Here is a 26,124-nt window from a genome sequence, read left to right on the forward strand (position 1 = left end):
AGATTGAGGTGCGAATTGCGGTGCCGCGATCTGCCGTGCCACTCCACTAATCCAACTGCGATGCCACTCTGGATTGCGGTGCCACTTGCCTAATCAAACCTTGGAGCCAGGCCACCGCTCGCGCGAGACGATCGGGCCGCTCACCGAATACCTTCGATCCTTCCTGCCTCACCCACTTTCTCGGCAGCTCTCCCGGGGCTGTGTGCGTTCGCTGCGGCTTTGATCCTTCCCGTCGCCGGGTTCACTTCGCAGCCGGCATGACCGGGCACCGGTGCCGGGTGACGTCGTCGATCGTCAGATCCGCGCCGGAGGGAGACAGGATCATCCTGTGCGACGCCGTCCAGGTCTCGCCTTCGCCGGCAAAGCGCGCACTGACCGTCACATCGTCGGCGCTTCGCGCCGTCACCTTCGTGACCTCGCCGACACTCTCGTAGAAACGGATCCGGCGCGGCTCGATACGGACTCGGGAGTCGTTCAGATCGGTTCCGCAGTGGGCAAGGTTCACATTCCACTCGCCCGCGAAGCGCTCGGGGATTTCGGGTCGGCTCTGCCCGTCATTCGCGTTCGCAAGCTTGGCGGGGTCGACGCCGCCGTCGCGCCCGGCATCGCTCGCGCCTTGTGTCTCTTTCGGCTTTGCTGGCGCGATCGACGGAGCGGCAGCCGACGGCCCAGCCGCCGCAGCTGACGGGCGATCCACTCTATTCTCCGCCTCCGGTGCCCCCGACGGACCGCATGCGGAGAGCAGTGCCGGCATGCACAGAAACCCGAGAGCAATGAATCGCATATCTTACTTTACCCTTGGACGTGCCAATGTTTGCCGTGCCTCAGCGCCACCGGAACCCCGCTGCGGCGCCGGAACCCCCTGGCTGCCAAGAAAGGTGTTCGGCTGCACCGTGGCAGAGCGCCGCGCTACGGCTTCGCAGCACCTTTGCGCAAGCCGGCCCCAAAGCCCTCCCGCCACTGCGCACAGACGATGTCGAGCAAGACCTGCTTCGGGCCGAACTAGCCATGCTCACGCATGATGTTCCAGATCCGTCGCTGACTTTCATCGCGAGCGGCCGTGTCATCGAAAAAGGCGGGACAAACCTCGTCCGCATGCATGTGCAGCGCGACCAGATCTTCGTAGCCGAGCGTGACGGTTTTCCGGTTGAGGCTCGGCAAGCTGAGCAGCGATGGCGAGGAGGAGGTACATGGTGACGCCTTCCAGTTTCGAGTGCCCATCGGCAGATGTCCATAGAACGCGCCGAGTACCGCGCATCGAACCCTATCGATCCTCTCCACGCAGCCCTGATCCAGCGCATCTGCTGCGCACGCCAACGATATCATTGCGGATAGCGACCTCCGTGCGGCGGCGAAGCCGCTTACCTCTCAGGATGCAGGATCCAGCCCTAGGCTGCTCGGAGAGGCTTTTCGTGAGCCGCTCGATCAGCCACGGAGTCGCTCGAAGTTCGAAGCCGGCCAGAACTCGGTAACAGGCGCTATGGTCTCGGGAGGAGTCGGATGGTTGATGCGGGCCATGGCCGCATTCTGCTCATGTCGGGTGCGGCCTTGGCCTCCGCCTGCTCGAGCCAGGCCGACCGCGCAAATCCCGACCAGGTCCTGTGCGCGGCCGAAGCGCTGTTCAAAGCCCGGCAGGCGGGCGTTTCGGCGGCCGACAGCGACCGCCTCCGGCTGCAGGCGGCGCACTTCCGCGACATGCTGCCCAAGTCTCAGATCGAAGAGGCATCCGCCCGCATCGACTTCCTGGCGGACGCGCGCGGCGCTCGGGCGCTGGTGGCGCCCCGGCGCTGCGAATCTCTTCTGGCCGCTATTTCCAAGAAGGCGCGGAACTGATGGCGTACCGGCATGGTCGCGGCGGCGTCTCCGACCCATGCACACCAAGGCTAGATGATGCGCTGTGCAAGGGAGACGATGCTCTCCCCGGTGGGTGCGGCGAACGTCCCTGTCGCAAGCGTGCGCTCGGCCGGCGCGGTGCCACGCCTCGCGACCACTTGCGACAATCGCACTTCCTCATTGCGGGGATCACGAAATCGAGCTAGAACATAAGTGGAACACTGAGCTGCTACGGGGAGCGGCAACCCCTGCTGCCGTCCCGGCGGCTGGCGAACCCGCCGCCTAAGACGAGGAGACCATCATGTGCGATCTCTCCAACACGCCCACCCGCGCCGCGACCGGCCGCTTCCTGCCCGGCACCAGCGGCAACCCCGCGGGACGGCCGCTCGGGGCTCGCAACAAGGCGAGCACGCTGCGCGAAATGCTCGACGCCGCGGAGAGCGAGGCGGTCGTGCGCGCCGTCGTCGACCGCGCGCTGGCCGGCGACTGGCCCGCTTTGCGCGCCTGCTTCACCCGCCTGGTGCCGCCCGCCCGGGCCGAGCCGGTCGAGATCGACCTGCCGCCGATCGCGACCATGGCCGACGTGGCCGACGCTGGCGCTGCCCTGATCGCCGCCGTCGCGGCCGGCGATATCACGCCCGGCGATGCGCAGAAGGTGATGAGCATCCTCACCCGCCAGCTCAAACTGCTCGCCGCTGCGCCGACGCGCGGAGCGCAGGACGAGATCGATGTCGACGCCGGCGCTCGCCCGGTGGAGAAGCGCGCCTGTATTTCACCTGTTTTTACGGCCGCACCGGAGCATTCGGAAGCGCGCCACGAACCATCCTCCGCGGCGAAGCACCCTCCCGCGCGTCCCGAAGAACGCGCCCCGCCTCACTCAGCGCCAGTAGACACGATCACCGGCGCGAACACCTGTATTTCACCTGTTCTTACGGCGGCCACGCAGTCCTTTGCGACCCACACGTCGTTCACGGCGAAGCTCCCGCCAATCATGACGCCACCCGTTGCGGAAGCGACGATCCGATCCCTCGCATCGGCAGCATCTGGCGCTCTCGCCAACGATCATGGCCGCACTCCGCGGCTTTGTGACCCTTCGTGTCCCTGCGGCGAGGCTCAGGACAGGCTTCGCGGAGAAATGCAGCCTCGAAGCTCCGGCAACCAGCGCGGCACCGAAGCGCACGCCTTCGCCTCGCTCTTTCCTGGAGCGCGAGACGCGCAAGCCTGTATTTCACCTGTTTTTGCGGTTGCTAAAGCCGCTCATGCCGCGGCTGCACTGAAGTGAGCCGGAACCCGAACCGACGGCAGCTTTCGTGGCACAGCCTCGCGCCACCGCCAGTCCGGTGAAGATCGCGCCGTTGACGGCCTTGCCTATCGGCCGGTGCCCTCCCGCAAAGCGCGCCGCCCGCCTCTCAGGCGGCGGCCACGCTCTGCTCGATGACGCCGAAGATCGGGTGGCCGTGATCGTCGTCCATCCAGATCCGGACGGTGTCGCCGTGCCGCAGGAACGGGGTCGTTGCCTCCCCGGCCAGGATCGTCTCGACGGTGCGGACCTCGGCGATGCAGCTATAGCCGTGGCCGCCGTCGCCGATCGGCTTGCCCGGGCCGCCGTCCTTGTCGCGGTTGGAGACGGTGCCGGAGCCGACGATCGTGCCTGCGCCGACGTTCCGCGTTTTCGCGAGGTGGGCGATCAGGGTGCCGAAGTCGAACGTCATGTCCACGCCGGCATCGGCGCGGCCGAATGGCTTGCCGTTGACGTCGACCTTGAGCGGACCGTGGAGCTTGCCGTCCTGCCAGCGATCACCGAGCTCGTCGGGGGTGACGAAGACCGGCGACAGCGCCGACGCCGGCTTGGACTGGAGGAAGCCGAAGCCCTTGGCGAGCTCGCCGGGGATGAGGTTGCGCAGGGAAACGTCGTTGACCAGGCCGACGAGCAGGATGTGCTCCCGCGCCTGCTCGGGCGAGACGCCGCGCGGCACGTCGCCCGTGACGACCACCACTTCGGCCTCGAGATCGCAGCCCCAGCTTTCGTCGGCGAGCGGGATGTCGGCCCGCGGCGGCAGCATCTCGTCGGACGCACCCTGGTACATCAGGGGATCGGTCCAGAAGCTCTCCGGCATCTCGGCGCCGCGCGCCTTTCGCACCAGTTCGACATGGTTCACATAGGCCGAACCGTCCGCCCATTGATAAGCGCGCGGCAGCGGCGCCAGCGCATTGCGCTCGTGAAAGCGCATCATCGGGATCGCCTCGTGGGCGAGATCGGTCGCGAGCAGCTCGAGCTGCGGCCGAGCCTCGGCCCAATTGTCGAGCACCGCCTGCAGCGTCGGGGCGATGTGAGTCGCCTCCGCGCACCAGGCGAGATCGTGACTCACCACGACGAGGCGGCCGTCACGGCCCCCCTTGAGCGTTCCGAGCTTCATACGCAGCCTCTCCTTGTTTGCCCCGCAACTGGCATTTCCGCCGCGCGCGGTCCAGCGGGCAATCGCGCGGCGGGGATGGGTCGAAGAGAAGATGACGTACATGGGTCCATCGGCAACACTAGAACCGTGCAACCCAGTTTATCGGCCAGCGAATTCGGCACGTTGCTGTGCGATTTTCCTATCCTGCCTGTCGCCAAAGGCGATGGGGATGAGCAAGCCCATCGTGCCCCCGGCACGATTGCAGGCTGCGGGGCAGCCTGCACTTGCTCATGACCACTCGAAGAGTGGTGGAGGGGCAATCAACGCCGGAAGCCCCTCCACCATGCTTCGCATGGTCCCCCTCCCCATCCGCTACGCGGACAGGGAGGATGAGGGTAAAAGTGATCGCTCTCGGCCGAAGTGACACCCATTACCCCCATCGCGCACATTGAGCCGGACGCGCGGAAGGTCTACGGGCGGCCGCAACAACGAGAACAGGCAGCAGAGGATGCCATGCGAACCATAGACCATTATATCGGCGGCGGCGCCCATGCCGCCGGCGTGCGGCACAGCGACGTCTTCGATCCCAACAATGGCGGGGTGCAGGCGCGGGTCGGGCTCGGCAGCGAGGCCGACCTCCAGCGCGCGGTGGACGCCGCCAATGCCGCCCTCCCCGGCTGGTCGGCGACCAACCCGCAGCGGCGCGCCCGAGTCATGTTCAAGTTCAAGGAGCTGGTCGAGCGCGAGATGGATTCGCTCGCCCACCTGCTCTCGTCCGAACATGGCAAGGTGATCGCCGACTCGAGAGGCGACATCCAGCGCGGCCTCGAGGTGATCGAGTTCGCCTGCGGCATCCCCCACGCGCTGAAGGGCGAATATACCCAGGGCGCCGGCCCCGGCATCGACGTCTTCTCGATGCGCCAGCCGCTCGGAATCGTCTCCGGGATCACTCCGTTCAACTTCCCGGCGATGATCCCGATGTGGATGTTCGGAGTCGCGATCGCTTGCGGCAACGCCTTCATCCTGAAGCCGTCGGAGCGCGATCCGTCGGTGCCGGTGCGCCTCGCCGAATTGATGACCGAAGCGGGGCTGCCCGACGGCATCCTCCAGGTCGTGAACGGCGACAAGGAGATGGTCGACGCGATCCTCGACCATCCCGATATCAAGGCGGTGAGCTTCGTCGGCTCGTCCGACATCGCCCATTATGTCTACCGCCGCGGCGTCGCCGCCGGCAAGCGTGTCCAGGCGATGGGCGGCGCCAAGAATCACGGCATCGTCATGCCCGACGCCGATCTCGATCAGGTGGTGAACGATCTGACCGGCGCCGCCTTCGGCTCGGCCGGCGAGCGCTGCATGGCCCTGCCCGTCGTCGTCCCGGTCGGCGAGAAGACCGCCGAGGCGCTGCGCGAGAAGCTGATCCCGGCGATCGGCAAGCTTCGCGTCGGCGTGTCGACCGATGCCGAGGCCCATTACGGCCCGGTGGTCAACGCCGCCCACAGGCAGCGGATCGAGAATTACATCCAGATGTGCGCCGACGAAGGCGGCGAGCTGGTCGTCGACGGCCGCGGCTTCGCGCTGCAGGGCCACGAGGAGGGCTTCTTCATCGGCCCGACTTTGTTCGACCGGGTGCAGCCGCACTTCCAAAGCTATCAGGAAGAGATTTTCGGGCCCGTCCTGCAGATCGTCCGCGCCGACAGCTTCGAGGAAGCGGTGCGCCTCCCTTCCGACCACCAATACGGCAACGGCGTCGCCATCTTCACCCGCAACGGCCACGCCGCCCGAGAATTCGCCGCCCGGGTCAATGTCGGCATGGTCGGCATCAACGTGCCGATCCCGGTCCCCGTCGCCTATCACACGTTCGGCGGCTGGAAGCGCTCCGCCTTCGGCGACATCAACCAGCACGGCATGGAAGGCGTCCGCTTCTACACCAAGACCAAGACCGTCACCCAGCGCTGGCCGGACGGCTCGGTGACCGGCGAAAATGCGTTCGTCATACCGACGATGGGGTGATCCTCCGCGAGCTTGCTCGCGGAGGATCACCGCCGCCGGAGGCGGCGGTGAAGGGGCGGCCCCTTACGGGACGCCGGACTAACAGGATCCTCCCCGGCACGGGGAGGGGGACCGCCGCCGACAGGCGGTGGTGGAGGGGTTGGCACTGACGTCGGAGCAGCCCCTCCACCAGCCTGCGGCTGGTCCCCCTCCCCGTGCCGGGGAGGATCAGGAGAAACGACTTGAACCTGATCCGTCTGCTCTTGCTGTCCCTGCTCTTCGCCCTGGCCGCCCCCGCCGCGGCGCAGAAAAGGATCGCGTTCAGCTTCGACGATGCGCCGCGGGCGCCCGGCGCCTTCCTCAGCCCCGACGAGCGCACGGTGAAGCTGATCGCGGGCCTGAAGCGCGGCGGCGTCAAGCAGGCCGCCTTCTTCGTCAATCCGGGCAATCTCGACCATCCCTATGGCAAGGGCGGCGAGGACCGGCTGCTGGCCTATGTCGCCGCCGGCCATGTTCTCGCCAATCACAGCTTCAGCCACCCGCATCTCAATGCGACCAGCGTCGAGGCCTATCTCGCCGACATCGACAAGGCCTCCGCCTGGCTGAAGGGCCGCGAGGGCGTTCGCCCCTGGTTCCGCTTCCCGTTTCTCGACGAGGGCGGCAGCGACAAGGCCAAGCGCGACGCGCTCCGCGCCGGCCTCAAGGCACGCGGCCTGCGCAACGGCTACGTCACCACCGACGGCTCCGACTGGAACATGGAGGCGAACGCCATCGCCGCCGTCCGCGCCGGCAAGACGATCGACATGGACGCGCTGCGCGACCTCTACGTCGAGACGATGGTCGGCGGCGCCGAATATAACGAGGCGCTCGCCCGCAAGACCTTGGGCCGCTCGCCGGTGCACATCTTCCTGATGCACGAAACCGATCTCGCCGCCTTGTGGATCGCAGACGTCGCCGCCGCTCTACGCGAGCAGGGCTGGCAGATCGTCACCGCCGACGAGGCCTATGCCGATCCGATCGGCGCGGCGATGCCCGACGTGCCCAGCGCCCAGGGCACGCTCACCGAAGCGCTCGCCTGGCAGAAGGGCCTCCCCGCGCCGCGCTGGTACGAACGCGACACTGTCGCCGTCGCCAACGCCCTCTTTCGCGAACGCGTTCTCAAGGAAAAACCATGACCAATCAGTTCGACCTTACCGACGAGCAGCGTCAGATCCAGGAGATGGCGCGGCAATTCACCGCGGACGCGATCACGCCGCACGCCGCCGAATGGGACGAGAAGCACATCTTCCCGCGCGACACGATCCGGGCCGCGGCCGAGCTCGGCTTCGGCTCGATCTACGTCTCCGAAGAAGCCGGCGGCATTGGGCTCGGCCGGCTCGAGGCGGCGTTGATCATGGAGGCGATGGCCTATGGCGATCCCTCGACGTCCGCCTTCATCTCGATCCACAATATGGCAAGCTGGATGATCGACCGCTTCGGCGCCGACGCGGTCAAGGCCAAGTATCTGCCGTCGATGGTGACGATGGAGCGGATGGGCTCTTATTGCCTGACCGAGCCGAGCTCCGGCTCCGACGCCGCCGCGCTCAAGACCAAGGCGGTCAAGGACGGCGGCTTCTATGTCGTCTCGGGCTCCAAGGCGTTCATCTCGGGCGGCGGCGAGAACGAGATCTATGTCGTGATGGCGCGCACCGGCGCCGAGGGACCCAAGGGCATCTCCTGCCTGGTGGTCGAGAAGGACATGCCGGGCGTCAGCTTCGGCGCCCAGGAGCGCAAGCTCGGCTGGCATTCGCAGCCGACCGCGCAGGTCAATTTCGACGAGGTCCGCGTGCCCGCCGAAAATCTGGTCGGGGCCGAGGGCGAAGGCTTCCGGATCGCGATGATGGGCCTCGACGGCGGCCGGCTCAACATCGGCGCCTGTTCGCTCGGCGGCGCCCAGCGCTGCCTCGACGAGGCGGTGGGCTACACCAAGGAGCGCAAGCAGTTCGGCCAGGCGATCGCCGACTTCCAGGCCACCCAATTCACCCTCGCCGACATGGAGACCGAGCTGCAGGCGGCACGGATGCTGCTCTACGCCGCGGCGGTCAAGGTGACGGAGAACGCCCCGGACAAGACACGCTTCGCCGCGATGGCGAAGCGCCTCGCCACCGACACCGGATCCTCCGTCGTCGATCGTGCGCTGCAGCTTCATGGCGGCTACGGCTATCTGATGGATTACCCGATCGAGCGCTTCTGGCGCGATCTGCGCGTGCACTCGATCCTGGAGGGCACCAACCAGGTGATGCGGATGATCGTCGGCCGCGACATGCTGCGCCAGTGATCCGATCAAGGCACACCCAATTCCTCCCCGAGCTTTGCTCGGGGAGGGGGACCGCCGCCGAAGGCGGTGGTGGAGGGGCAGTTCGTCGCGTCGCTTACGCAAGCCCCTCCACCGCTCGTCGCGCCGCCCCCTCCACCACGCTGCGCGCGGTCCCCCTCCCCCAGCAAGCTGGGGGAGGATTCAAGAGATACGAGGTTGTTCCGGAATGAGTGCTGACGTTCTTACCATGATCGAGGGCCGGGTCGCCCGGATCCGGCTCAACCGCCCCAAGGCGATCCACGCGCTGACCCGCGACATGTGCAGCGCGATGATCGCGGCCCTGCTCGAATGGCGGGAGAATCCGGCGATCGAGGCGGTGCTGATCGATCATGCCGAGGGCCGCGGTTTCTGCGCCGGCGGCGACGTCGTCATGCTGGCGAAGAGCGGCGAGACCGACGGCGCGCAGGCCCGCGACTTCTTCCACGAGGAATATCGTCTCAACCACCTGCTCTTCACCTTCATGAAGCCGGTGGTGGCCTTCATGGACGGGATCACCATGGGCGGCGGGGTCGGCATCTCGCAGCCGGCCAAATATCGGGTGGCGACCGAGAATAGCCGTTTCGCCATGCCGGAAACCACCATCGGCCTGTTCCCCGACGTCGGCGGCGGCTGGTACCTGTCCCGCCTGCCCGGCCGGGTCGGCCAATTCCTCGCGCTGACCGGCGCCCGCCTCGATGGTGCCGAATGCCTCCGCCTCGGCCTCGCCACCCACTATCTTCCCGCCGCCGCCCTCGACGGCGCCAAGGCGGCGATCGCGGCCGATCCGCAGCGGATCGAGGAGATCCTCCGCGAGGCGAGCGTCGCGCCGCCCGACGCCCGGATCGAGGCCAATCTGCCGTCCATCGACCAGCTGTTCGCCTCCGACGATTATGAGGAGATCCTCGCTGCGCTGGAGGCCGACGGTTCGGACTGGGCGCAGACGGAACTCGACACCCTTCGCGCCAAGAGCCCCCAGGCCTGCAAGGTGTCGCTGCGCCTCCTCTATGACGGCGCCCGGGTGCAGGATTTCGCCCATGAGATGCGCCAGGAATATGCGGTCGCCGCCCGCGTCGTGCAGCGCAACGACTTCGTCGAAGGAGTCCGCGCCTTGCTGATCGACAAGGACAATGCCCCGCGCTGGAGCCCGGCCACACCGGACGGCGTCTCCGACCACATGATCGACCAGATCTTCGCCCCGATGCCCGAAGGCGAAGAATGGACCCCGCTCGCACTATGACCCGCCCGGCGCCCCGCACCCCTCACGTCATCCCAGCGAAAGCTGGGATCTCGCCGGGTGAAACGCACCGCCGAAATGACCTCGGGCACCGCCCCTTCCCGTCATCCCAGCGAAAGCTGGGATCTCGTCGGGTGAAAGGCACCGGCATATGGTCGCCACGAAGGACCATCCGCAGCACTGCCACCAGCTTCGAAGATAAAGGCCTAACGTCATGACTTATGAAAACATCCTGGTCGAGCAACGCGGCGCGGTGACCCTGATCACGCTCAACCGCCCGAAGGCGCTCAATGCGCTCAACAGCGGCGTGCTGCGCGAGCTGATCGCCGCCTTCGCTGCGTATGATGCCGACGACAGCCAGCGCTGCGCGGTGCTGACCGGCAGCGAGAAGGCGTTCGCGGCCGGCGCAGACATCAAGGAAATGCAGGAGCAGGGCTTCGCGCGCATGTATGCGTCGAACTTCTTCGCCGGCTGGGAGCGCGTGACCGCGACCCGCAAGCCCTGGATCGCCGCCGTCTCCGGCTATGCGCTCGGCGGCGGCTGCGAGGTGGCGATGATGGCCGATTTCATCATCGCCGCGGACACGGCCCAGTTCGGCCAGCCCGAGATCAAGCTCGGCGTCACCCCCGGCATGGGCGGCTCGCAGCGCCTGACCCACGCGATCGGCAAGGCCAAGGCGATGGAGATGTGCCTCACCGGACGGATGATGGGCGCCGAAGAAGCGGAGCGGGCCGGCCTCGTCGCCCGCGTCGTGCCCGCCGCCGACCTGCTCGGCGAGGCGCTGAAGACCGCCGAGACCATCGCCGGCATGGCCCCGCTCGCCGCCATCGCCAACAAGGAGATGGTCAACGCCGCCTTCGAGACCGGCCTCGCCCAGGGCATCCTGTTCGAGCGCCGGCTGTTCCACGGCCTGTTCGGCAGCGAAGACCAGAAGGAAGGCATGGCGGCGTTCGTCGACAAGCGGAAAGCGGAGTGGACGGGGCGTTAATCTTTCCTCTCCCCTTCAGGGGAGAGGGTAGGGAGAGGGGCAGAGTCGTTCGTACGCACTGACACCGGAGAGCGGGCATCGATCGCCCCCTCTCCCCGACCCTCTCCCCTGAAGGGGAGAGGGAGGAAAAGAGGAACTAAACAATGGCACGTATAGCCTTTATCGGGCTCGGAAATATGGGCGGCGGCATGGCCTCGAACCTGGTCAGGGCCGGGCATGACGTCAGCGCGTTCGACCTCTCCGAGGCGGCGCTGGCCAAGGCCGAGGCCAACGGGTGTCAACGCGCCGGATCGGCAGCCGAGGCGATCGCCGACGCTGAAGCGGTGATCACCATGCTGCCGGCCGGCAAGCATGTCCGCGACGTCTACGAGGCGAGCGTGATCGGCCGCGCCCCGACGGCCGCCATCCTGATCGACTGCTCGACGATCGACGTCGCCACCGCCCGAGAGGAGATCGGCAAGGCGGAGGCCGCCGGCTACCAGATGGTCGACGCACCGGTGTCGGGCGGGATCGCCGCGGCCGAGGGCGGCACCCTCACCTTCATGGTCGGCGGCAGCGACGCGGCGTTCGAACGCGCCCGCTCCTATCTCGAGCAGATGGGCAAGGCGGTGATCCACGCGGGCGGGCCGGGTGCCGGACAGGCCGCCAAGATCTGCAACAACATGCTGCTCGGCGCCTCGATGATCGCGACCTGCGAGACCTTCGCGATGGCGCAGAAGCTCGGGCTCGACTTGCAGACCTTCTTCGACATCTCGTCCAAGGCTTCGGGCCAGAACTGGTCGATGACGACTTATTGCCCCGTGCCCGGCGTCGGGCCGACGACCCCCGCCGACCGCGACTATGAGGGCGGCTTCGCTTCGGCGCTGATGCTCAAGGACCTGCGCCTCGCGATGGAAGCGGCGCAGAGCGTCGATGCCTATACGCCGATGGGCGCCCATGCCGAGGAATTGTACGCGCGGTTCGCGGAGCATCTCGGCGGCGGCGCCAAGGATTTTTCCGCGATCATCAGGATGATCGACGATAGCTGGACCCGGCCGTAGACGCCCGCCGCTCCTCGCCGGAATAGGTGCGGGCGAGCGCGGCGACGCGCGCCTGCGGATCCTCCACGGCGCTCGGCAGCCGTGCCGGCCCGCTGCGCCGGCGAAGATCGGCGAGGCAGCGCCCGGCGGTAGCGCCGTCCCACAGCTCCGGCCGGGCGCGCACCGCCCGCGGCGTCGATAGCGCGCGGCTGAGCTCGAGGCCGAGCGTCTCCGGCGTGACCAGCCGGTTGGTGCCTTCGCTGATGGTGATCGGGCGTTCGGTATTCTCGCGCAGGGTGAGGCAGGGAATGCCGAGGTAGGTGGTCTCCTCCTGGAGGCCGCCGCTGTCGGTGATCGCCGCCGCGGCGCCGCCGACGAGGCTCATGAAACGGACATAGGATTGCGGCGCGATCAGCCTGACCCCTGACCGCTCGAGACGGCCGTCGAGCCCGTTCTGGCGGAGCCTGGCGGCGGTGCGCGGGTGGACCGGGAAGACGAGGGGCAGATCGCGCTGGAGCTCGATCAGCGCATCGGCGAGACGGATCAGCTGCGCCGGTTCGTCGACGTTGGACGGGCGATGCAGCGTGACGACACCATAGCGCCCGCGCGTGAGGCCGAGTTCCCCGGGAACGTCGGCGCCCTCGATCGCCGGGCGGACCAGCTCGAAGCTGTCGAGCATGATGTTGCCGACCCGGGTCACACGTTCGACCGCGATGCCTTCTGCGCGGAGATTGTCGTCGGCATCGAGCGACGGAGTCCACAGCACGTCGGCGAGCACGTCGGTCATCAGCCGGTTGATCTCCTCCGGCATCGCCCGGTCGCCGCTGCGCAGGCCCGCTTCCAGGTGGACCACCGGAAAGCAGAGCTTGGCCGCGACCAGGGTGCAGGCGGCGGTCGAATTGACGTCGCCGACCACCACCAGCCAGTCCGGGCGGTCGCCAAGCGCGACTCTCTCGTAGGCGATCATCACGCCGCCGGTCTGCTCGGCATGGCTGCCCGAACCGACGCCGAGATGATGGTCGGGCTCCGGCAGCCTCAAGTCGGTGAAGAAGGCGTCCGACATGTTGACGTCGTAATGCTGGCCGGTGTGGATCAGTACCGGATCGAAATCGGGCGCGGCAGCGAGGGCGTGCCAGAGCGGCGCCACCTTCATGAAGTTGGGACGCGCGGCGGCGACGAGGTGGATGCGCTGGGCCATGAGCGAGCCGTAGGCGCAAAGGGTAAAGATAGGGTTGGAGCCGCGCCTCAGCCCAGCACCCGCGCCACCGCCTGCCCCCAGCCGGCGAGGCGGGCGTCGCGCGCGGCAGAAGTCATTGCCGGCGCGAACCGCTCGACCGCGCCGCGCATGCCTGCGGCCTCTTCCAGCGAGGCGAACAGCCCGGAGCCGACACCCGCGAGCATCGCCGCACCGAGCGCCGTGGTCTCCACGAAGCGCGGCCGCTCCACGTCGAGATCGAGCATGTCGGCGAGATCCTGGGCGATCCAGTCGTTGCCGATCATGCCGCCGTCGACCTTGAGGCAGTGCCAGCGGGCGCCGTCGCCGGCGAAGGCGGTCATCAGATCGTGGGTCTGGTGCGCCATCGCCTCGAGCGCGGCGCGGGCGACATGGGCGCGGCCGCTGGCGAAAGACAGGCCGGAGAGTGCCGCCCGCGCGTCGGGTTGCCAATGCGGCGCGCCGAGCCCCGACAGCGCGGGAACCAGATAGACGCCGCCATTGTCGGGCACCGACCGGGCCAGGCTTTCGCTCTCGCCGGCGTGGCCAAGCAGTCCGAGGCCGTCGCGGAGCCATTTGACAAGGCTTCCGGCGACGAACACCGAGCCTTCGAGCGCGTAGCGCCGGGCGCCGCCGAGCTGCCAGGCGATCGTCGACAGCAAACGGTGCCGGCTCCGCCGGAGCTCGGTGCCGGTGTGGGTGAGGATGAAGGCGCCGGTGCCGTAGGTGCCCTTGGTGTCGCCGGGCGCGAAGCAGGCCTGGCCGATCGCCGCCGCCTGCTGGTCGCCGGCAAGGCCCGCAATCGGGAGCGGCCCGCCGAACAGCTCCGGCAGCGTCTCGCCGATCGGGCCGGCGCAGTCGACGATCTCCGGCAGGGCGCCGCGCGGCACGCCCCACAGGTCAAGCAATTCCTCGTCCCAGCTGCCTGCGGCGATGTCCATCAGCGCGGTGCGCGAGGCGTTGGTCGCGTCGGAGACGTGGAGGCCGCCGGTCAGTCGAAAGACCAAATAGCTCTCGACCGTGCCGATGCAGAGGTCGTCGCCGGCTTCGCGCAGCTGCGGCCAATGCGCCAGCGCCCAGGCGATCTTGGAGGCGCTGAAATAGGGATCGAGCAGCAATCCCGTCTTCGCCTGGATGAACGGCTCGCGTCCCTCCGTCTTCAGCCGCGCGCAGGCATCGGCGGTGCGGCGATCCTGCCAGACGATGGCGGGGGCAAGCGGCCGGCCGGTGCGCCGGCTCCAGAAGACGATCGTCTCGCGCTGGTTGGTGATCCCGAGCGCGCGGATCCGGCCCGCCGCGCCTTTGTCTTCGATCAGGGTGCGGGCGCAGGCCAGGCTTTTGGCCCAGATCTCCTCGGCATCATGCTCGACGAGGCCGGGCCCCGGATGGTGCTGGACGAGATCCCGCTGCTCGCTGCCGTGGCACAGACCGTCGGCCGCGAACAGCATCGCGCGGGTGCTGGTTGTGCCTTCGTCGATGACGAGCAGGTCCATGGCCTCTCCTTTTCATCGACTATGGCCGGCGGACGCTCTACTCTGCAAGGCGGCGATGGATAGTTTCGATCTTCTCATCATCGGCGGCGGCATCAACGGCACCGCGATCGCGCGCGACGCCGCCATCCGCAGGGCGACAGTGCTGCTGGTCGAAAAGGATGACCTTGCCGGCCATACCTCCTCGGCCTCGTCGAAGCTGGTGCATGGCGGCCTTCGCTATCTCGAGCGGGGCGAATTCCGGCTGGTCCGCGAAGGACTGAAGGAGCGCGAGATCCTGCTGCGGATTGCGCCGCACATCGTCCGGCCGCTGCGCTTCGTGCTGCCCCAGCTGAAGGGCCTGCGCCCGCGGTGGATGCTGCGTGCCGGCCTGCTGCTCTATGATCTCTTCTCCCTGCGCGGCAGCCTGCCCCGCTCCCGCGGAGTCTCGCCGCGCGATGCCGAGGTGCGCGCGCCGCTCGCCCGTCCCGTCCCCCTCCTCTCCTACTGGGATGCCTGGGTCGACGACGCGCGGCTGGTGGTGCTGAACGCGGTCGCGGCAGCGGAGCTCGGCGCCGAGATCGCCACCCGGACCGAGTTCCTGTCCGCCACCCGGGACGATCGGGTCTGGACGGTCCGCCTTTCGGACGGTCGCACCATCGCCGCCAAGGCGATCGTCAACGCGGCGGGCCCATGGGTTGCGGAGACGCTGCCGCGCCTCGGCAGTGACAGCCAGAGCAAGGTCCGCTTGGTCAAGGGCAGCCACGTGGTCGTGCCGGCGCTCTGGCAGGGCGAGCATGGCTACATACTCCAGCAGCCCGATCGCCGCATCGTCTTCGCGCTTCCCTTCCATGGCCGCTTCACCCTGATCGGCACCACCGACACCCCGGTCGCCCGCCCGGAAGATGCGGCCATCACGGCCGAGGAGAAACGCTATCTCTGCGAGGCGACCGACCGCTATTTCGCGCGGCAGGACGCGCCGTGCGACATCGTCTGGAGCTATTCCGGGGTGCGCGCTCTGTTCGATGACGGCGCCTCCGATCCGTCCGCGGTCACCCGCGACTATCATCTGGAACTGGACGATGCGCGCGGGCCGAAACTGCTTTCGGTGTTCGGCGGCAAGATCACTACCGCACGCGCGCTGGCCGAGGAAGCGCTCGACCGGCTCGGCCTCGACGGTCGGCGCGCGACAGACTGGCTGTCCCTGCCCGGAGGCGATCTCACCCCGGCCTTTCTCGACTGGCTGAACGCCCTCTCGGCGTGGATGCCCCAACCGCTGATCGCGCGGCTTTCGCGCGCCTACGGAACCCGGCTCCGCGACATGATCGGCAATGCCGCGCGCCTGTCGGACCTTGGCCGTGACTTCGGCGGCGGTCTGTACGAGACGGAACTGCGCTACCTCAGCACCCACGAATTCGCCCGGACCGGAGAGGACGTGCTGTGGCGGCGCACCAAGCTCGGCCTCGACCTCAGCGAAGCCGAGCAGCGCGCAGTCGACGTCTGGATGCGGGCCGCCCGTCGCTAGTTCCTACGGGCCTTCGTGCAGGGGATCGGTTCCGGGTTCGGGTATCTCGTCCATCTGCCTCCGGTTCTTCTCGGCCTCTTCGGCGACCTTCCTCTCGTCGGACGAAGACTCCTCGCGCTCGCGGTTCATGTCGAATGCTCCTTCTCCCCAGCCAACGCGTCAGGCGGGAACCTGCTCCCATGGTCCCCGTTCGAGCGACATGGCACCGACCGCACAGCAGGCCCATGCCCAGGCGGGGCACGGACAAACGATCACCGGATGGCGGCTCGACCGCGCCCAGCGCAAGGAATTGCTCCAGCAATTCCCGCCCCGGTTCAAGAACGTCGTCGCCGATCACGTCACCCTGAGCGCGAAGGTCTCGGCGCACGCGCCGCTGCCCGACGAGACGGTGGGCGAGATCGTCGGGCGGATCGACGACGGCAAGGGCGTCGAAGCTTTGGTGGTCAGCATCGCCGGCACCACCGACCGCCCGGACGGAAGCACCTATCACATCACCTGGTCACTTGCGGACGGGCGCCGCGCCGTCGAGTCGAACGACGTGCTGCGCGCCGGCACCTGGGAAAGGTTCGAGCTGCCGATGCCGGTGCAATTGCTGCCGGCCTATCTCGGCCGATGACGCGCCAGCTCTTCCTCGACTGCGACGGCGTGCTCGCCGACTTCGACAAGGGCGCGACGGCGGTGCTGGGCATGAAGCCGAAGGCGTTCGAGCAGCGCCATGGGCTCGGCCGATTTTGGGCGAAACTCGCCTCCGCCCCCGATTTCTATTTCGGCCTGCCGCTGCTCGACGGCGCCACGGAGCTGTTCGAGGCGGTTCGGCACCTCGATCCGATCATCCTCACCGGCCTTCCGCGCGGAAACTGGGCGGCCGAGCAGAAGGTCCGGTGGGCAGCCCATTACTTCCCGGGCACCGGGATCATCACCACCATGGCGCGGGACAAGCGCGACCACGGCAAAGCGGGCGACGTGCTGGTCGACGACCAGCTCCGCCATGCCGCGCGCTGGGAGGAGATGGGCGGCATCTTCATCCACCATGTCGACGTGCCGACCACGCTCTCCCGCCTTGCCGACCATTTCGACCTGCGGGAGAGCGCCAGGGCCTGAGCTCAGCTCGGATGGGCCTGGACCTCCTCCTCGCTGCTGGTCTCGATGCGGGCACGATCCCGTCGTCCCCACAGGAACAGTCCGGCCCCGACCGCCGCGACCGCGCCGGCAGCGCCGAGACTGATCGCCGGGTTGGTCGCCGCCCGCGTGTAGGCACTGGGCCGGATCATGCTGCCCTGATGGTCGCCATAGAGCTGGGCCTCGGCGCGGCCCTGGGCGAGATTGTCGGTCGGAGTCGCCGGTGCCTTGCCGACCTGCCCCGGCAGCAGCAGGTTGGCGCCGACCCAGTCCATCAACCGCGGCGTCTGGCGGCTGAGCGCGCTCAAGGTCCGGCCCGCGCTGCCGACGAACAGCTGGCGGGTCGGATGCGTGGCGGCGCGCAGGATTGCCGCGGCGACCTCCTCGGGCTTGTAGATGGGCGGCGGGAAACGAGCCTCGCGATCGGTATAGTTCTTGACGTGCTGAGGCATCGGCGTGCCGATCGAAGCCGGCTTGATCAGGGTCACGGACACGGGCGCCTTGTCCGCGGCAAGTTCCATCCGGAGCGCATTGGTGTAGCCCTGGACGGCATGCTTGCTCGCCGAATAGATGCCCTGGAGCGGCAAGGCGGCGTCGGAGGCGACGCTGCCGACGTTGATCAGCGCGCCGCCGGTGCGGCGCAGATGCGAGACGGCGATCTCAGACCCGTAGACCGTGCCCCAGAAATTGGTCTCGAACAGCTGGCGCTTGTCGACATCGCTGACTTCGTCGAGCCGGCCCCAGATGCCGACGCCGGCATTGTTCACCCAGGTGTCGATCCGGCCATATTCGTCGATCGCACGCCGGGCGAGCGCCTCGAGATCCTCCCGGCGCGAGACGTCGGCGACGACGAAGATCCCCTCGCCACCCGCATATTTGATCTGGTCGATCGCCGCCGCGAGCGCTTCGCGCGTTCTGGCGGCGAGGACCACCTTGGCTCCGGCCGCGGCAGCCGCCTTTGCGGTGGCAAGCCCGATGCCGCTGGAGGCGCCGGTGATGAGGATGACCTGCTGGTCGAGAGGCTTGAGGCTGAGCGACATGATTTCTCCGATTCGCTGGCACCCAATCCGGGCGCATTCGCGTCGACAACGCCCGAAGCACCGTGCCGTTCGTCGCCATGTCGCATTTGTCGCACCGTCTGCGCCTTGCCGCGCCTGCGCGATGTTATAGAGTATCACGCGAATCTGGAGACTCCTGTGTGATCCGTTCCGCCCGTATCGCGTTCGCCGCCGCCGCCCTGTTGCTCTGTGCCTTCAAGCCGCCCGAAGAAAAGACGGTCCGCTACAAGGTCACGCCCGGTTACTGGTTCGACGGCATCCCGGCTTTCCAGGTGAAGATGCGCTTTCGCGGCGATGCCGACGGCGAGACTCTGCTCGAATTGCCGAGCGACTGGGCAGGATCGGCGGGCCTGTGGCGACACATCATGGGGCTCGAGATACGCGGCGCCACCAGCCTCGGCGGCACCTACGACCGGCCGCTGATCCGGCATCGCCCTGGGGCCAGGATCCGAGTCGCCTATTTCGTCCAGTCGGCGTGGCAGGACGATCCGGGCTTCGACTACGAAAAGGCGCGGCCGCTGGTTCGATCGGACTGGTTCTTCTGGCACGGCAACGGAGCCTTCGCCGCGCCGCAGGGACGCACCGCGGCGCCGGCCAGGTTTCGCTGGGGCAAGCTCCCCAAGGGCTGGTCGGTCGCCTCGGACCTCGATCACTGGAAGAAAAAGCGCACCACGGTCGCCAATCTGATCGACAGCGTCGGCATCGGCGGCACCCGGCTGCAGATCGTACGGCGGGAGATCAATGGCGCGCCTTTCCGCCTGGCGACGCTCGGCCGCTGGAGCTTCACGCCCGACCAGCTTGCCGACACGATCGTGCCGATCATCCGGGCCGAGGACGCCTTCTGGGGCGATGCGAGCTCGCCTTACCTCGTGGCGCTCGCGCCGATCGGCGCGCCGCAGTCCGGCCTGAGCGTGAGGGGCACCGGGCGCACCGACGCTTTCTCGATCGCCGCGACGAGCGGGTTCGAGCTCAAGCAGGCGACTCGTTTCCTTGCCCATGAATATATGCACGGCTGGATGCCCAATGCCCTCGGCGGGCTGCCGGAGGACAAGGAAGCGACCGATTACTGGTTCAGCGAAGGCTTCACCGACTATCTCGCGTCCAAGGTGCTGCTGCGCTCGGGCCTCTGGAGCGCGGACGATTATGTCGCCGACAAGAACGAGACGCTGCTTCGCTACGGCACCTCGCCGGCGCGCAAGGCGACCGCGGCGGAGATCGTCGACCGCTTCTGGGAGGATCCGGCCGTCCAGCAGGTGAGCTATGACCGGGGGCATCTGCTCGCGACGATCCTCGATGCCCAGATCGCCGTCGCGTCGGCGGGGTCGCAGAGCCTCGACACCCTGCTCCGGGCGCAGCGGGAGACGGCGCGGACCAGTGACTTGCGCGCGACCGAGCTCTTCCAGGAGACGCTCCGAACCCGAACCCCGCTCTCGCTCGCGCCGTTGATCGTCCAGGCACTGGCCGGGGCGCCGCTGCGGCTCACCGACAGCCTGTTCGGCGGCTGTGCCCGGGTTGTGACCGAGCGCCGCAAGGAATTCGACCGCGGCTATGATGCGGAGGCGACGCGCCTCGCCGACGGAGTGATCCGCGGAGTCGCGATCGACGGACCCGCGCATGCGGCCGGAATGCGCGACGGGATGCGCCTGGTGGGGCGCGAAGCCGGCAAGATCGGAGACTCCCGCGTCGAGATCGCCTATCGGGTGGCCGACGAGAGCGGCGAGCGCGTGCTGCGCTTCTTGCCGGAGGGAAAGAAGGAATTCGAAGTGCAGCGTCTGGAGCTTGACGGCCGAGAGAAGGACATCGGGTGCAACGCCGGCGTGGAGAGCACGCGGTGAGCTTCACGGCGCGCATCCTGCTGCTCGGATCGGGCGAACTGGGCAAGGAATTCGCCATTTCGGCCAAGCGCCTCGGTGCTTATGTCGTCGCCTGCGATTCCTATGCCGGCGCGCCGGCGATGCAGGTGTCGGACGAGGCGGAGATCTTCTCGATGCTCGACGCCGACCGCTTGCGCGACACGATCGCGCGGCACCGGCCCGATTACATCGTTCCCGAGGTCGAGGCGATCCGCACCGAGATCCTCGCCGAGGTCGAGGCCGCCGGCAATGTCGTGGTGCCGTCGGCACGGGCGACGCAGATGACGATGAACCGCGACAGCATCCGCGAGCTCGCCGCCGGCGCGCTCGGACTCAGGACGTCGCGCTACCGCTTCGCCGGCAGCTTCGAGGAAGCGCAAGCGGCGGCCGAACATGCCGGCTATCCCTGTGTGATCAAGCCGGTGATGTCCTCCTCCGGCAAGGGGCAGAGCACCGTCGAGGGCCCACAAGACCTGCGCGGCGCCTGGGATTATGCGGTGGCGGGGATGCGCGGCGACCGCGTCCGGGTGATCGTCGAAGAATTCATCCGCTTCGACTATGAAATTACCCTGCTGACCATCCGGACTCGCGAGGGCGTGCTGTTCTGTCCGCCGATCGGCCATCGGCAGGAGCGCGGCGACTATCAGGAAAGCTGGCAGCCGACGCCGATGTCCGCCGCCGCGCTTGCCGCCGCCGAGGAGATGGCGCGCAAGGTGGTCGACGATCTCGGCGGCTATGGCCTGTTCGGAGTCGAATTCTTCGTCAGGGGCGACGAGGTCATCTTCTCCGAACTGTCGCCGCGGCCGCACGATACCGGCATGGTCACCCTGATCTCGCAGAACCTGTCCGAATTCGATCTCCATGCCCGGGCCGTGCTCGGGCTGCCCATTCCGGTGCTGACGATGCGCCACCCCGCCGCCGCCTCCGCGGTCGTACTCGCCGATCGCGAGGCGGATCGCTTCGCGTTCGAGGGCGTGGCCGACGCACTGGCGCTCGGCCGCGCGGGTGCCGAGGTCGAAGTGCGGATATTCGGAAAACCCGTCACCCGGCCCTATCGCCGGATGGCGGTCGCACTCGCCAGCGGCGCGAGCGCGGAAGAAGCCCGCGCGCTCGCCGCCGATGCTGCCGGCAAGGTCCGCATCCGCTACGATTGAGCGATTCAGCCGCCGGCGCGAGCGACATGCGCGCGCGCGATGCCGAGATAGGTCTGGTGTTCGGCCTTCATCGCCTTGCGCGCTTCCAATTGCTCTCCAACAGCGAGCGCTTCTCGCCAGAGGACGATGTCATCGTGCTGGAGTTCGGCGGCGCCATAGGCCCAGAGGAAGTGACTGCGCATCGCCTCCTCGCTGCCGGGGTTGGCCTCGGCAAGGCTGCGGAACAGGGCAAGGGTCTCGCGGGCGGTGTCCCGGCTGCCGGCGCCGTCCTGCAGCAACCAGCGAAAGAAGGTCTCTCCCTGCAGGTCTTCGGCAAGGCGGCGGGTCAAATAGCTGTTGGTCGGTTCCTCCACCTGCATCGCGCGGCCGACGGCGATCAGGCGCGGCAGCGTGGCGCGGGCACGGCCATAATCGCCGGCGAGGAAGGCGGAATGCCACAGGCCGCGCAGCGCGCGGGCAAGGTGGAGCCGGGCCGACCGATCGGCCGGGATCGCACCCGCGGGGCCCGATATCTCCTCCGCCATCGGGCCGAACACGTCTGCCGCAGCTTTCGGCTTCTTGTCGGCAAGGAAGGCGTCGCCCAGCGAAAGCTGGATCTCGCGGCGGCCGAAGACGACCTCCGCGCTTGGCGCGGGACTCGTCGCCACGACGTCGTTCAGCAGCTTGAGCGACTTCTGATAGAAGCCGATCTGGGCAATGCGATCGCCGCGATCGCCGGCGTCGCTCGCCATCGAGGCGAGCCGCCCCGCCCTTTCGAGCTTGGCCTGCGCCTCCGCACCTTGCGCTGCGAGTGGTGCTGCCCCGCCAATGGCGAGGCACACGAGAAAACAGGTCGCAAATCGAACCATGGCTCCCCCCTGTTGCAAGGGAGCTTACGCCTTTCGGAGCGAAAGCGAAATCGGTTCAGCGTGCCGGCGGCTTGCGCGGCGGTCGCGGGCCGGTGCGATCGCCGCGCCCTTCCGGACGATCGCGCCTTGGTCCGCCCGGACGATCGCCACGCGCACCGCGCGGCGGTCCGTCGCCGCGGGGTCCACGTGGCGGACCATCGCCACGCGGCGCGGCGGACCGCGGCGGGGCGGCGTCGCGCGGCGCCACCGCATAGCCCTCCTTCAAGAGGCGGGTGAAAGACGAGGACACGCTGGCCGAAATGGCGGTCTGCAATTCCTTGGGCAAATCGGCGAAGGTGGTGTTCTGATGGATGGCGTTCAGATCACGCAGCAGCGTGTTGGGGAGTCCTTTGGACGACGCCTTCAGAGCCGCGATTCCATCGAGGAAGGCGGAGAAGATGATTTCCTGCATCAGGTCGGTTGCCGATTTGCTCATCGCGCCTCCCTAACGCCTCCGCTTCTTCTTGTCGCCGCCTGTTCGACATGCCGCGCCGAGCAGTTTCGATTGCACGCTGCAACGGAGCGTCCTACATTCCGGCTCATCCGTTTCGAACCCGAAGCGACTGATTTCACAGGATTTCGGAGACGTGTTGATGAAGAAGAGCCTCGTTCTCGCTGCGTCGCTGCTTGCGCTCGGCGTCGCCGCCCCGGCGATCGCCCACGTCCGGCACGACTGCGCCGACGAAAGCTGCAGCACCGAGCTGCTGTTCGGCACGCAGAACGAGGCGGGCGGACCCGGTAGCGGGGTTCAAGCGGTGCGCTACGGCGCATGGGGGCTCGACATCGCCGGCATGGACCGGAGCGTAAAGCCGGGCGAGGACTTCAATGCCTATGTCAACGGCAACTGGACGAAGACCAACACGATCCCTGCCGACCGCTCTTCTTTCGGCGCGTTCGCGGTGCTGCGCGATCTCTCGGAAGCGCGGCTGTGCGGCCTGGTCGAGGGATATCGCGCGGAGGCCGGCGGCGACGCGGCGAAGGTGGCGCTGCTCTACCAGGGCTTCATGGACGAAGCGGCGGTCGAGCGGCAGGACGCCATTCCCCTGCTCACCCGTCTGGCGCCCGTCTACCAGGCGAAAACGAAGGACGACATTGCCCGGCTGATGGGCCGGTCGATCGGCGGGTTCGGCGGCAGCTTCTTCGGACCCGGCGTCTCCGACGACGCCAAGCAGCCCGACATCTATTCGCTCTATCTTCGCCAGTCCGGCCTTGGCCTCGGCGATCGCGACCTCTACCTCGATGCCAAGTTCAAACCGCAACGCGACCGCTACGTCGTATATGTCGAGCAGATGCTGGAGATGGCCGGTTGGCCGGCGCCGGCCGCGTCCGCGCGGGAGATCATGGCGCTCGAGACCAGGATCGCAGAGGCGCATTGGACCCGTGCCGAGAGCCGCAACCGGGACAAGACCTACAATCTGATGACGCTCGCCGATCTGCAGACGCAGGCACCCGGCTTCCCCTGGGCGACCTTTCTCGACGCGGCCGGCGTCGGCGTCGCCGAGCGGGCGATCGTTGCCCAGAACAGCGCCTTCCCCAAATTGGCGAAGATCTTCGCGGATGCCGATCTCCAGACGTTGAAAGCATGGGAGGTCTTCCACACCGCCGACGATGCGGCGCCTTTGCTGTCGAAGCGCTTCGTCGACGCCAATTTCGAGTTCCGCAGCAAGTTCCTGAACGGCCAGCCGCAGCAACGCGATCGCTGGAAGCGCGGCGTCGCCATCGCCGAAAATGCGATGGGTGAGGCGATCGGCCGCGACTATGTCGCGCGCTATTTCCCGCCCGAGTCCAAGGCGAAGATGGACGCCCTGGTCGTGAACCTGCGCACGGCGCTGCGCGGCCGGCTCGCTGGGCTCGACTGGATGAGCGCGGCGACCAAGCAGGAAGCGCAGAAGAAGCTGGAGAGCTTCAACGTCAAGATCGGCTATCCCGACACGTGGCGCGACTATTCGGCGCTCACCGTGGTTCCCGGCGATCTGGTCGGCAACGTCGAGCGCGCGAGCCGCTTCGAATGGGATTATCGCCGCAACAGGATCGCGCAGAGGGTCGACGAGGCCGAGTGGGGCATGACCCCGCAGACGGTGAACGCTTATTACAATTCGGTGAAGAACGAGATCGTGTTCCCGGCCGCGATCCTGCAGCCGCCCTTCTTCGATCCCGATGCCGATCCGGCGATCAATTATGGCGGCATCGGCGGCGTGATCGGCCACGAGATCATCCACGGGTTCGACGATCAGGGCCGCAAATCCGACGGGAACGGCGTGCTGCGCGACTGGTGGACGGCCGAGGATGCTGCAAAATTCGAAGCGCAAGCGGCGAAGTTCGGCGCCCAATATGAAGCCTATACGTTCCCGAACCTGCCCGGCGTCCACATCAACGGACGCGCCTCGATGGGTGAGAATATCGGCGATCTCGGCGGCATCACCCTTGGTCTCGAAGCCTATCGCGCCTCGCTCGGCGGCCAGCCGGCACCAGTGCTGGACGGCTTCACTGGCGATCAGCGCGTTTTCCTCGGCTGGGGCCAAGTCTGGCGCACCCTGTTCCGCGACGAGGCGCTGCGCCAGCAATTGGTCAGCGATCCGCACTCGCCGGGAATGATCCGCGCCTTCGCCCCGCTGCGCAACGTCGATGCCTGGTACGAGGCGTTCAACGTTCAGCCCGGCGACAAATTGTACATCGCTCCGGCGGACCGGGTGCGTATCTGGTAGCCGGTGGGCGCCGCCGGCTTCGGGCCTGGCGGCGCTCCAGTCGGCGCGCGATTTCCCGCTTGTTAACCTTGGCCGCGATACATGCGCCAGGCGGGAGAATTTTCGTTGCGCCACTTTGGCTTACAGGTCCTGTTTTTCCTGGCGCTGGCAGCGGCGACGGTCAGTTCGAGCCGTGTCGGCGGCGGCGTTGCGCTGATGTGGGTGGCGGGGGCGTATGCGCTCGCCTGCCTGCTCACCCGTTCGCGCCGCCAATGGGCACAGGCGCTCGGCGCCTTCGCGATCGGCAGCTTCGCCGCCACGGCCTGGTTCGGCGTCGGCATCGCAGGAGCGTTGCCGATGGCGTTGATCAACATCGCCGAGCCGCTGATCGCCGCCTTGCTGCTTCGGCGGTGGCATCCGCGGGGCACCTATTTCGAATCCGGTCACGGCATCGCCTGCTTTGCCGGGGCCTGCCTGGTGGCGCCGGCGCTGACGGGCCTGGCCGGCGCGCTGTGCGTGGCCATCGTCACCGGAACGCCGTTCAAGGGCAATCTGGTCAATTGGGTGCTCGGCCATGGCCTCGGCATGCTCACCTTCGCGCCATTGTTCATGTTGCTGCTGCGCGGCGAATTCCTGCAATGGTCGCGTGCCTCCACCCCGGCACAGCGGCTCGAAGGCGCGGTGTTGTTGACCGTCGTCACATTGTCGTGCGTGGCAGCCTTCGCCCAGAGTATCTGGCCACTAGGATTCCTGCCGATCCTCGCGCTGACGCTTGCGACCTTTCGGCTCGGGCGGCTCGGCGCCGCAGTATCCGTCATCATCGTCGCCCTGATCGGCGGCTGGTTCACGCTGCGGGGGATGGGCCCCACCACCTACATCCAGTCCGCCGCGGCGGACCGGGTGCATTATTTCCAGCTCTACATGGCAGCAGCGGTGCTGACGGTCCTGCCGGTCGCCGCGGACCTCAAGCAGCGCAAGCGGCTTTACGAGACGCTCCGCGACAGCGAGGCGCGCTTCAGACTGGTGACCGAGAATTCGACCGACATCATCCTCAACATCGATGCGGACGGCACCATCCGCTACGTCTCGCCGGCGATCGCCACCGTCGGCGGCTACGCTCCCGAAAGGCTGGTCGGTACGCTGGCCCGCAGACTGGTCTGCGAGGAGGATTGAAGCATCGTCTGGGCAGCGCACCAGGCCGCCCTGCGCGCGCCCGGCCGCACCATCACGACGGACCATCGCGGCCTCACCGCCGCCGGCGAAATGCGCTGGTTTGAAACCCGCAGCCGCGCCGTGCTGGACGAGGCCGGGCAGCCGAACGGCATCGTCAGCTCAATCCGCGACATCACCGATCGCAAGGCCAATGAG

Annotated in this window: 23 protein-coding genes and 1 pseudogene; 15 read left to right on the forward strand and 9 right to left on the reverse strand. The window is 67.7% G+C overall.

The window, feature by feature from the left end; all coding sequences use genetic code 11:
• Positions 1 to 241 precede the first annotated feature (241 nt).
• Both ETR14_RS00765 and ETR14_RS28065 read right to left on the reverse strand, forming a co-directional pair.
• Positions 242 to 697, reverse strand: a complete 456-nt coding sequence (locus ETR14_RS00765; protein WP_129382911.1) for a hypothetical protein — start codon at positions 695 to 697, stop codon at positions 242 to 244.
• A 305-nt stretch (positions 698 to 1,002) separates the two neighbouring features.
• A complete protein-coding gene (locus ETR14_RS28065) occupies positions 1,003 to 1,161 on the reverse strand; it encodes a hypothetical protein (protein ID WP_165356249.1) in 159 nt (52 codons plus the stop codon).
• A gap of 339 nt (positions 1,162 to 1,500) precedes the next feature.
• Between ETR14_RS28065 and ETR14_RS00770 the strand changes: the two genes are divergently transcribed.
• Entirely contained in the window at positions 1,501 to 1,833 is a 333-nt protein-coding gene (locus ETR14_RS00770; RefSeq protein ID WP_129382912.1) for a hypothetical protein, read from the forward strand.
• Positions 1,834 to 2,134: 301 nt separating this feature from the next.
• Positions 2,135 to 3,115, forward strand: a complete 981-nt coding sequence (locus tag ETR14_RS00775) for a DUF5681 domain-containing protein (protein ID WP_129382913.1) — start codon at positions 2,135 to 2,137, stop codon at positions 3,113 to 3,115.
• Positions 3,116 to 3,242: 127 nt separating this feature from the next.
• Here ETR14_RS00775 and ETR14_RS00780 read toward each other — a convergent pair whose 3' ends face one another.
• Entirely contained in the window at positions 3,243 to 4,250 is a 1,008-nt protein-coding gene (locus ETR14_RS00780) for a fumarylacetoacetate hydrolase family protein (protein WP_129382914.1), read from the reverse strand.
• A 492-nt stretch (positions 4,251 to 4,742) separates the two neighbouring features.
• Between ETR14_RS00780 and ETR14_RS00785 the strand changes: the two genes are divergently transcribed.
• From ETR14_RS00785 to mmsB, 6 genes are all read left to right on the forward strand, one after another.
• A complete protein-coding gene (locus ETR14_RS00785; RefSeq protein ID WP_129382915.1) occupies positions 4,743 to 6,239 on the forward strand; it encodes a CoA-acylating methylmalonate-semialdehyde dehydrogenase in 1,497 nt (498 codons plus the stop codon).
• 221 nt (positions 6,240 to 6,460) lie between these two features.
• A complete protein-coding gene (locus ETR14_RS00790) occupies positions 6,461 to 7,393 on the forward strand; it encodes a polysaccharide deacetylase family protein (RefSeq protein ID WP_129382916.1) in 933 nt (310 codons plus the stop codon).
• A complete protein-coding gene (locus ETR14_RS00795; RefSeq protein ID WP_129382917.1) occupies positions 7,390 to 8,535 on the forward strand; it encodes an acyl-CoA dehydrogenase family protein in 1,146 nt (381 codons plus the stop codon). Before ETR14_RS00790 ends, ETR14_RS00795 begins: the two co-directional genes overlap by 4 nt.
• Before the next feature lie 205 nt (positions 8,536 to 8,740).
• Positions 8,741 to 9,790: an enoyl-CoA hydratase/isomerase family protein gene (locus ETR14_RS00800; RefSeq protein WP_129382918.1), complete on the forward strand. Its 1,050-nt coding sequence runs from the start codon at positions 8,741 to 8,743 to the stop codon at positions 9,788 to 9,790.
• Between the two features lie 211 nt (positions 9,791 to 10,001).
• Positions 10,002 to 10,775 (forward strand): enoyl-CoA hydratase, encoded by a 774-nt coding sequence (locus tag ETR14_RS00805; protein WP_129382919.1) that lies wholly within the window; start codon positions 10,002 to 10,004, stop codon positions 10,773 to 10,775.
• 143 nt (positions 10,776 to 10,918) lie between these two features.
• Positions 10,919 to 11,815, forward strand: a complete 897-nt coding sequence (gene mmsB, locus ETR14_RS00810) for a 3-hydroxyisobutyrate dehydrogenase (protein ID WP_129382920.1) — start codon at positions 10,919 to 10,921, stop codon at positions 11,813 to 11,815.
• On the opposite strand, the gene wecB is transcribed toward mmsB, so the two are convergent.
• Together wecB and ETR14_RS00820 are read right to left on the reverse strand one after the other, a co-directional pair.
• Positions 11,781 to 12,992, reverse strand: a complete 1,212-nt coding sequence (gene wecB / locus ETR14_RS00815; protein ID WP_129382921.1) for a non-hydrolyzing UDP-N-acetylglucosamine 2-epimerase — start codon at positions 12,990 to 12,992, stop codon at positions 11,781 to 11,783. The genes mmsB and wecB overlap by 35 nt on opposite strands.
• Before the next feature lie 47 nt (positions 12,993 to 13,039).
• Entirely contained in the window at positions 13,040 to 14,500 is a 1,461-nt protein-coding gene (locus ETR14_RS00820; protein WP_129382922.1) for a glycerol kinase GlpK, read from the reverse strand.
• Positions 14,501 to 14,555: 55 nt separating this feature from the next.
• On the opposite strand from ETR14_RS00820, the gene glpD reads away from it, so the two are divergent.
• A complete protein-coding gene (gene glpD / locus ETR14_RS00825; RefSeq protein ID WP_129382923.1) occupies positions 14,556 to 16,001 on the forward strand; it encodes a glycerol-3-phosphate dehydrogenase in 1,446 nt (481 codons plus the stop codon).
• A gap of 3 nt (positions 16,002 to 16,004) precedes the next feature.
• On the opposite strand, the gene ETR14_RS29480 is transcribed toward glpD, so the two are convergent.
• Positions 16,005 to 16,130: a hypothetical protein gene (locus ETR14_RS29480; RefSeq protein ID WP_256370192.1), complete on the reverse strand. Its 126-nt coding sequence runs from the start codon at positions 16,128 to 16,130 to the stop codon at positions 16,005 to 16,007.
• A gap of 70 nt (positions 16,131 to 16,200) precedes the next feature.
• On the opposite strand from ETR14_RS29480, the gene ETR14_RS00830 reads away from it, so the two are divergent.
• The gene (locus tag ETR14_RS00830) at positions 16,201 to 16,617 is read left to right on the forward strand and encodes a hypothetical protein (RefSeq protein WP_129382924.1); all 417 of its coding nucleotides are present in this window, start codon (positions 16,201 to 16,203) and stop codon (positions 16,615 to 16,617) included.
• A complete protein-coding gene (locus tag ETR14_RS00835) occupies positions 16,614 to 17,102 on the forward strand; it encodes a hypothetical protein (protein ID WP_129382925.1) in 489 nt (162 codons plus the stop codon). Before ETR14_RS00830 ends, ETR14_RS00835 begins: the two co-directional genes overlap by 4 nt.
• A gap of 2 nt (positions 17,103 to 17,104) precedes the next feature.
• Here the strand turns inward: ETR14_RS00835 and ETR14_RS00840 are convergent, their stop codons facing one another.
• The gene (locus tag ETR14_RS00840) at positions 17,105 to 18,160 is read right to left on the reverse strand and encodes an SDR family oxidoreductase (protein WP_129382926.1); all 1,056 of its coding nucleotides are present in this window, start codon (positions 18,158 to 18,160) and stop codon (positions 17,105 to 17,107) included.
• A 158-nt stretch (positions 18,161 to 18,318) separates the two neighbouring features.
• On the opposite strand from ETR14_RS00840, the gene ETR14_RS00845 reads away from it, so the two are divergent.
• Together ETR14_RS00845 and purT are read left to right on the forward strand one after the other, a co-directional pair.
• Positions 18,319 to 20,013: a hypothetical protein gene (locus tag ETR14_RS00845; protein WP_165356250.1), complete on the forward strand. Its 1,695-nt coding sequence runs from the start codon at positions 18,319 to 18,321 to the stop codon at positions 20,011 to 20,013.
• On the forward strand, positions 20,010 to 21,185 hold the full coding sequence (purT, locus tag ETR14_RS00850; RefSeq protein ID WP_129382928.1) for a formate-dependent phosphoribosylglycinamide formyltransferase: 1,176 nt from the start codon (positions 20,010 to 20,012) through the stop codon (positions 21,183 to 21,185). Before ETR14_RS00845 ends, purT begins: the two co-directional genes overlap by 4 nt.
• 5 nt (positions 21,186 to 21,190) lie before the next feature.
• Here purT and ETR14_RS00855 read toward each other — a convergent pair whose 3' ends face one another.
• Complete coding sequence (locus ETR14_RS00855) at positions 21,191 to 22,033, reverse strand: hypothetical protein (protein ID WP_129382929.1); 843 nt, start codon at positions 22,031 to 22,033, stop codon at positions 21,191 to 21,193.
• A gap of 55 nt (positions 22,034 to 22,088) precedes the next feature.
• Positions 22,089 to 22,508 (reverse strand): hypothetical protein, encoded by a 420-nt coding sequence (locus ETR14_RS00860; RefSeq protein WP_129382930.1) that lies wholly within the window; start codon positions 22,506 to 22,508, stop codon positions 22,089 to 22,091.
• Between the two features lie 157 nt (positions 22,509 to 22,665).
• Between ETR14_RS00860 and ETR14_RS00865 the strand changes: the two genes are divergently transcribed.
• Together ETR14_RS00865 and ETR14_RS00870 are read left to right on the forward strand one after the other, a co-directional pair.
• Complete coding sequence (locus tag ETR14_RS00865; protein WP_129382931.1) at positions 22,666 to 24,777, forward strand: M13 family metallopeptidase; 2,112 nt, start codon at positions 22,666 to 22,668, stop codon at positions 24,775 to 24,777.
• Positions 24,778 to 24,882: 105 nt separating this feature from the next.
• A pseudogene (locus ETR14_RS00870) lies at positions 24,883 to 26,067 on the forward strand (MASE1 domain-containing protein); the annotation flags it as partial.
• Between the last annotated feature and the right edge of the window lie 57 nt (positions 26,068 to 26,124).

The sequence above is a fragment of the Sphingosinicella sp. BN140058 genome, assembly GCF_004135585.1.
In the GTDB taxonomy this organism is placed as follows: Bacteria; Pseudomonadota; Alphaproteobacteria; order Sphingomonadales; family Sphingomonadaceae; genus Allosphingosinicella.